5 protein-coding genes are annotated in these 8,240 nt (G+C 41.7%); all 5 read left to right on the forward strand.

The window, feature by feature from the left end; translation table 11 throughout:
• Positions 1-16: 16 nt before the first annotated feature.
• Positions 17-2,125, forward strand: coding sequence for a bifunctional aldolase/short-chain dehydrogenase (locus tag C4F40_RS12835; RefSeq protein WP_196939786.1), 2,109 nt, complete (start codon positions 17-19; stop codon positions 2,123-2,125).
• Positions 2,126-2,260: 135 nt separating this feature from the next.
• Complete coding sequence (locus C4F40_RS12840; protein WP_196939787.1) at positions 2,261-3,535, forward strand: sugar isomerase; 1,275 nt, start codon at positions 2,261-2,263, stop codon at positions 3,533-3,535.
• A gap of 35 nt (positions 3,536-3,570) precedes the next feature.
• Positions 3,571-4,923 (forward strand): FGGY-family carbohydrate kinase, encoded by a 1,353-nt coding sequence (locus tag C4F40_RS12845; protein ID WP_196940408.1) that lies wholly within the window; start codon positions 3,571-3,573, stop codon positions 4,921-4,923.
• Between the two features lie 348 nt (positions 4,924-5,271).
• Entirely contained in the window at positions 5,272-6,588 is a 1,317-nt protein-coding gene (locus C4F40_RS12850; RefSeq protein WP_196939788.1) for a rhamnogalacturonan acetylesterase, read from the forward strand.
• Positions 6,589-7,214: 626 nt separating this feature from the next.
• The coding region (locus C4F40_RS12855; protein ID WP_196939789.1) for a GDSL-type esterase/lipase family protein at positions 7,215-8,240 on the forward strand (1,026 nt) is incomplete at its 3' end.

The following is an 8,240-nucleotide window of genomic DNA, read 5'->3' on the forward strand; positions in this document are numbered from 1 at the left end:
TTAAAATTATATTGGTGTGAAAACATATAAACACGTAAACTATTTGTGGGACGAACAAAAAGCAAAAGCGCTTGAAGGAGATGAAGTTGCCTTGTTATTGTATCGTTCTAATCTACTGGGGTCTGACCTAAGAATTACCAACTATGGTGGTGGTAATACCTCATGCAAGCTTATAGACAAGGATCCGTTGACAGGTGCGGAGGTAGAAGTGATGTGGATCAAGGGGTCGGGTGGCGATATCGGGACGTTAAAAAAATCAGGCCTTGCAGCTTTGTACGTCGAGCGCTTACGCAACCTCGAAAAAGTATACAGAGGCATCGAGCACGAAGACGAAATGGTGGAGCTATTCAATCACTGTATCTTTGATTTGGATTCTAAAGCGCCTTCCATTGATACGCCTTTACACGGATTTTTACCTTTTAATCATATTGACCATTTACATCCCGATGCAGCCATCGCCATAGCAGCGGCAAAAGATGGAAAGCAAATCACGCACGATCTATTCAACGGTACGATTGGATGGGTAGATTGGCAAAAGCCGGGATTTGATCTCGGATTGCAGTTACGCGATTGTTTAGCGCAAAATCCAGGGATCCGCGGTATTATGTTGGGCTCTCATGGTTTATTCACCTGGGGTGATACGGCTTACGAAAGCTATGTGAATTCGTTGGATGTTATTGAGACCTGCGCCGAATATCTAGAAGAAAATTACGGTAAGAATAGACCGGTCTTTGGCGGACAAAAAGTAGAAAGTCTTTCACAAGATGGACGCCAACAGCAAGCTGCCAAATTAGCTCCCATTTTAAGAGGTTTTTGTTCTAGCGAGCGCCATATGATCGGTCATTTTTCCGATAACGAAAAGGTACTAGAATATATCAATTCCAATGATTTGGAAAGATTAGCACCGTTAGGGACGAGCTGTCCAGATCACTTTTTAAGAACGAAAATTCAGCCATTAATCTTGAATTTAGATAAAGAGGAAGATTTAAGTGATGCCGAAGCCATCAAGACTAGACTTCTTCCGCTTTTCGAAGATTATCGGGAAATGTATACCGACTATTACGAGACATGCAAGCATGATAATAGCCCAGCTATCCGTGATAAAAATCCCGTGATTATCCTGTATCCGGGTGTAGGTATGTTTGCTTTTGCGAAAGATAAACAAACCGCACGCGTGGCGGCCGAGTTCTATACCAATGCTATCAATGTAATGAAAGGCTCTGAAGCTGTTAGCGAATACACGTCGCTGCCACGTCAGGAAGCTTTCAATATTGAATATTGGTTGCTCGAAGAAGCCAAATTGCAACGTATGCCAAAACCAAAAGCATTATCTGGAAAGATAGCTTTAGTGACAGGCAGTGCCGGTGGGATCGGTAAAGCGATTGCTAAGAAATTTGCCAGCGAAGGCGCAGTTGTCATTTTGAATGATATGAATGCCGAAAGATTAGCTACGGCCGAAGAGGAGTTTATCGGTATCTTCGGAAAAGACGCTGTAACAACAGCTGTATTGGATGTAACCAATGAAGAGCAGATTGTAGAAGCATTAGCAAAATCTGCATTGACTTTTGGCGGAGTAGATATCATTGTCAATAATGCAGGTCTGTCCATTTCCAAAAGCATCGAAGATCATACCCAAAAAGACTGGGATTTATTGTATGATGTGTTGGTAAAAGGTCAATTTTTAGTGACCCAAGCTGCTACCCGTACCATGAAAGCACAAGGTGTCGGTGGTGATATCATTAACATCGTCAGTAAGAATGCACTCGTTAGCGGCCCAAATAATGCCGGATATGGTAGCGCGAAAGCGGCCCAATTACACCTAAGTAGATTAAACGCAGCCGAATTGGGTGCCGCAAGTATACGGGTTAATGTCGTAAACCCAGATGCGGTGATTTCAGATAGTAATATCTGGGCTGGCGGATGGGCAGAAGGTCGTGCAAAGGCATATGGTATCACGGTCGAAGAACTTCCTGGATATTATGCTAAGCGCACCTTATTGAACGAAATAATTCTACCAGATGATATCGCGAATGCATGCTTTGCCTTTACCGGAGGCCTGCTGAGTAAATCAACAGGAAACGTATTGAATGTCGATGGCGGTGTAGCCATGGCATTTACAAGATAATTCATTTTTGTTTGTTTTAGGTGTTGGAAATAGTTTTTATTTTCCAGCACCTTTATTTACCAATAAAAAGTATAACTTTTTACTTTTAAAGAGTGAAGTTTTTAACTTTTGAATTTTAACTTTTTACTTTGAAAAATGAGAATAGAACAACAAGTAATAGATCAGCATAACCAAAAGCTTGAAGCGAAGCATCGCCGTGCTTTTAATTATATTTCCGAAGAGGTTTCCGACGTAGAAGCACTTTTGGAAAAGGTACAGCAATTTCAGATTGCTATTCCAAGTTGGGCGTTAGGTACCGGTGGTACACGATTCGGACGCTTTACAGGCAAAGGCGAACCTTCTTCTTTAGAACAGAAAATTGAAGATGTAGGTTTGTTGCATGCATTAAATAAATCGAGTGGTGCTATCTCATTGCACATTCCATGGGATATTCCAAAAGATGCTGATAAAATAAAAGACCTTGCTGCATCATATGATTTGGTGTTTGATGCCGTTAATTCCAATACCTTCCAGGATCAACCAGGGCAAGAATACAGCTACAAATTTGGCTCGTTGCAACACGTAGATCCCACAGTGCGAAAACAAGCCGTTGATCACAATATTGAGGTGATCAAGCATGGTATCGCCCTGGATTCAAAAGCACTTACCGTGTGGTTGGCCGACGGCTCTTCTTTTCCTGGACAGTTGAATTTCAGGGAAGCATTTCAAAATACCCTAGAAAGTCTAAAAGAAATTTATAAACATCTGCCGGAAGATTGGAAAATGTTTGTCGAGTACAAAGCATTCGAACCTAATTTTTATTCTACGACCATTGCCGATTGGGGACAGTCCTTATTGCTAGCAAATAAATTAGGAGATAAAGCGTATACCTTAGTCGACTTAGGACACCATTTACCCAATGCAAATATCGAGCAGATCGTTTCCTTATTATTGATGGAAGGTAAATTAGCCGGATTCCATTTTAACGACAGCAAGTATGCTGACGATGATTTGACAGCAGGCAGTATCAAGCCATACCAACTATTTTTGATTTTCAATGAATTAGTTGATGGTATGGACGCAGCAGGAATCGATCACGCGACAGGGCTGGGATGGATGATTGATGCTTCGCACAACCTGAAGGATCCCTTAGTGGATTTGTTGCAATCCGTCGAAGCAATTAAGATTGCCTATACACAGGCGTTGATGGTAGATCGCAAAGCGTTAAGGGCTGCACAGCAAGCCAACGACGTGGTAAAAGCACAAGAAATATTACAAGGTGTTTTCCGTACAGATGTACGTTCGATCGTTGCCGAAGCCAGACTGAGAAGTGGTGGTGCCTTGAATCCGGTAGGATTATTTGAAGAAGCAGCAGTAAGAACCAAATTGATAGAAGAAAGAGGTAGTAATTCTGTTGCTACAGGTTTATAGCGGTTTTAATTTTTTGATTTTTTACTTTTTAATTTATTATGCGCATTCCGGTTGTTGCAATTTTTGATGTAGGTAAGACAAATAAGAAGCTTTTTTTATTCAACGAACATTATCAGATTGTATTTGAGAAATCGGCTCGCTTTTTAGAAACAGAAGATGAAGACGGCGATCCTTGTGAAAATCTGGAAAGCTTAAGGCTTTCCGTATTTGATTCGCTGCACGAAGTATTTCGACGTACGGAGTTTGATATCAAGGCCATCAATTTTACATCATATGGCGCAAGTTTTGTGTACCTCAATGAGAGCGGACACCCACTTACGCCACTCTATAACTACCTTAAACAATACCCCCAGGAATTAGAGAAAGACCTTCATGTAAAGTATGGGGGAGTTGAACAGTTTTCATTAACTACAGCTTCCCCTTCATTAGGTAGCCTCAATTCAGGGCTTCAGGTATATCGCATTAAAGCAGAGAAACCCGACGTATTTGAGCGGATGAAATATGCCGTACATTTGCCCCAGTATTTGAGTTTTTTGGTTTCCGGACAGATGTATTCGGATATGACCAGCATCGGTTGTCATACCGCGCTGTGGGATTTTGATGCGAAAGATTACCATCAATGGGTAAAAGATACTGGAATTGCACAAAAGCTTGCGCCCATTGTACAGGGAGACGAGGTTTTTCCAGCCACCTTTCCGGGGAGTACCTACAAGGTCGGTGTTGGATTGCACGATAGCTCATCGGCATTAATCCCGTATTTGCTCAACTTTCATGAACCTTTTGTCCTTATATCGACAGGCACATGGTGCATTTCACTGAATCCGTTTAACGATAGTCCGCTTACTAAGGAACAATTGGATAAGGACTGTCTTTTTTACCTAACCTACGCTGGTACACCTGTCAAAGCTTCCCGGTTATTTGCCGGCTACGAACACGAAGTTCAGACCAAACGTATCGCCGAACATTTCGGTACGACTACCGCCCGTTTCAAAAGCATAGAAATCGATTGGTCTATCATCGATAAGCTAAAAGAAGAAAATCCGTCCAGGAATTTAGATACCTTCTCCAAAAGAGAATTAAATCAATATACAGACGTTGTAGAAGCCTATCACGGTCTGATTATCGATCTCGTGAATGCACAGGTCGATTCTACCCGACTGATTTTATCCTCGCAGCATGTAAAAAGGATCTTTGTGGACGGTGGCTTTAGTAAGAATAATATTTATATGACTTTACTTGCACGGGAATTTACCGATGCCGAAGTATATGCCGCCTCGATGGCACAAGCCACGGCAATAGGAGCAGCCTTAGTTATACATCAGCATTGGAACAGCCACCCGATTCCAAATGATATTATAGAATTACGGTATTTTAGAGGTAGATCCTGATTTCATCAATCGCATAAATCCGCGACACGATAGTGATCAGATCAAACTGTGCCAGAACGTAGATCGCCACATCATTCTTCCTCGCGACGACATTAAGGTTAGAGCCTGTTTACTGTGGTAGGCAGGCTTCGTCGATTTTTCCGCGCAGTAATGTAGTCCATAAGCCCGTCATCGCGAACCTGAGGCACGATGGTGTGGCGATCTTTTCAAACTTTTTGCTTTAATTTCCCTGAGGGAGACGACCATTGATTGTGCAGGACGGTTCAGGTTGCGAAACTCGGATAAACCAGCTAATTTCGCTATACTAAACATTACCCAATCGTACCTTATTTAATGTTTTAAAAGATTATGAACTTAGTTACTACCCGAAAAGCAATAGGTTTACTCCTTATGATGTTACTTGGTACAGCCTATGTACAAGCAAGCGAAATACTAATGGATTTTTCATTTTCCAAGAACAGCAGGTCACAGATTACCATTAAGCATCCGCTTGTTTATGAGTCCAAGGCAGGTTATGGTTTCGATCTCGGAACCGAAGGCAATTTAGCTATAGTTAAAGGCAAGAAAGGCTACCTATCCAGCAATAAGCCGTTTTATTTTTCGGCGCAGGTGCCCGAAGGGAATTATAAAATAACGATAACCTACAAGAATATCGGCAAAACCTATATCAGTACAGTGCGATCCGAATCCAGACGCTTGCAGTTGGAAAATGAAAAGATCGACCATAAAACCGGTCTTCAACGCTCCTTCGTAGTGCATATCAAGAGCCCTGAGATCAGTGCCGGTAGAGTTGTCGGCTTAAAGAAACCCAGAGAAGTCGAAAAGTTAGATTGGGATAATAAATTGACCTTAGAATTTCAGGGCGAAAATCATATCGAACGTATTCGGATTGAGAAAGTAAACGATGCAGTTACCGTATTCTTAGCCGGAAACTCTACAGTTGTCAATCAGGAAGATGAACCCTGGGCATCCTGGGGGCAGATCATCCCGAGGTTTTTTGATACACATGTCGCCGTTGCTAATCATGCCGAATCGGGCCTTTCATTAGGATCTTTTCTCTCTTCAAGGAGGTTGGAAAAGATCTTATCCGTCGCCAAACCCGGAGACTATTTATTTGTCGAATTTGGTCACAATGATCAGAAAGAAAAGGGTGAAAATGCAGGGGCTTATAAATCCTATTCCGAGCGTTTGCGTCTTTTTGTCGACGAATTTCGATCGAAAGGCGGGGTGCCCGTTATTGTTACCTCGACAGCAAGACGATCTTTCGATGCAAATGGCACACTGATACATACGCTAGGAGATTTTCCCGATGCGGCGCGCAAGGTAGCGGCAGAGCTGCAAGTCCCGCTAATTGATCTTAACGAGATGACCTCTAATTTTTACACCGCATTAGGTGTAGAAGGATCGAAAAATGCATTGGTGCATTATCCCGCTAATACCTTCCCAAACCAAACGGAAGCCCTGCAAGACAATACCCATTTCAATACCTACGGTGCTTATCAGATTGCGAAGATGGTGTTGCAGGGTATTGTTTCGAACGATATCGCACTAAAGAAATATGTGACTGATTTCAGCAGATACGAACCTGCAAAGCCCGATGCCTTCCAAGACTGGTATTGGCCGCTTAGCATTAAAAATTCTGTGGTTAAACCGGATGGGAATTAACCTGCCACTCCATTCTTTGTGCAAAAATTGTTGGGGTCATACATAGTATATGAAACCAAAATTAGTTTTTTCATAGATTTTGTTTTTAAGGGTTATATAGTGAATACAAATTGATCAAGTGTAACCGATTTATGTTTGTAATTTATTGATATAAAGTTGTTTTTGATGATCGATTTTTGCAACGTGTGCTGTCCTGTCCATTCCGATATCTTTTTTTATGATAAATTTTATTTTCATTAAAAGCGTTTAGCGCCCTTTTTAGCAAGTGTTTTTTTGACGTTATAGCATTTTGCCTTCTTTTTATAGCTTTTTATCAGGATAGCGCAGGTTGCGGGGATGCAATAAAGTAGATATATTCGTCTCAGTAAGTTTAACCAATTTATGCAAAACCAATAAGACATGAAAATCTTAACGAGCTATATCATTGCGTATTTTGTCCGATAGGAGAGTTGACTTCTAATGTATAATTTTTGTTTGAGCTTTTAACCTTATAAATCAGGCTATGTTTTTTAAATGATTTTTGTGACGTATATTCTTATTTCTGGTGATTGAGATAAGAATGAAATACTAAGATCGATACTTTTTATTCAATTATTTACTTGTTTAATACTAAATCTAACTTAATTATGAAACGATTTCTTTGGTTGGGAATAATTTCTTTTATCACGGCTATTTCTTTGGCCTTTATGGCAGCGGATGGAAATCGCATTGTACTGATTGGAGATTCGACCGTACAGAGCGGACAAGAAGATCGAGACAATGCAACATTATGGGGCTGGGGCACCGTATTGAAACAGCTGTACGGAGGCGCTGCGGTCAATATCGATAATCAAGCTGAAGCGGGCACCAGTAGCCGTACCTTTTATAGGGATAATTTTCCAATGGTATTGGAAAGTTTGGCAGCGGGCGAAGTTCTGTTATTGCAGTTTGGACATAACGATGTCGGTTCCGTTACAGGCGACGGGAAATCCAGCTTGAAAGGTATCGGGAATGATACCCGTACTGTCGTTCGTACATCTGGCGAACAGGAAGTAGTTCATACTTACGGATGGTATCTGCGTCAGATGGTACAGGAAGCGAAAAAGAAAGATGTAAGAGTTGTAGTAGTTTCGCCCGTACCTAAGAATTACTGGAATGAAGAATTTGTTGCTAGAGATGTAGAAGAATACGCGCTATGGGCAAGACAGATTGCCACAGAGGAAAATGCAGATTTTATGGACTTGCACAATCTGGTTGCAGATTTGTATGATTTCATGGGGCAGCCAGCTGTAAACGCGTATTTCCCGGGTGATGCCTTGCATACCAGCAAAGAAGGTGCAACGGAGACTGCAAAAATTGTTTACCAGCGGCTAAAAGACCTAGGTATTGTTGTCGAGGGTAATACAAACGAAAATATCTGGGAGTTGTTGGGATCTGAAGAGGAGCTATCCGATGTCGCAAGTGCTTATGGGGCCGTTGTTGGACGTGTAGAAGGTGGGGTAGAAGTACCTTATGCCGTTTTCACGAATACGAGCGGGATGGTGGTTAAAAAGAGAAATACATCAGGACAGTGGGAGCAGGTAGGTGATATACTGACAGATTATAATTTTGTCAATACCGCTAATAGACAGCCTATCGCACAGGCGTTTCTGCAGGTGAGTAAAGATAACGTA

It is taken from the genome of Sphingobacterium pedocola (assembly GCF_015209965.1).
Lineage (GTDB): Bacteria > Bacteroidota > Bacteroidia > Sphingobacteriales > Sphingobacteriaceae > Sphingobacterium > Sphingobacterium pedocola.

Excerpts from the sequence above, each read along its gene's own strand:
- C4F40_RS12850 (WP_196939788.1), top strand. The coding sequence starts at position 5,272 with ATGAACTTAGTTACTACCCGAAAAGCAATAGGTTTACTCCTTATGATG.
- C4F40_RS12840 (WP_196939787.1), top strand. The coding sequence starts at position 2,261 with ATGAGAATAGAACAACAAGTAATAGATCAGCATAACCAAAAGCTTGAA.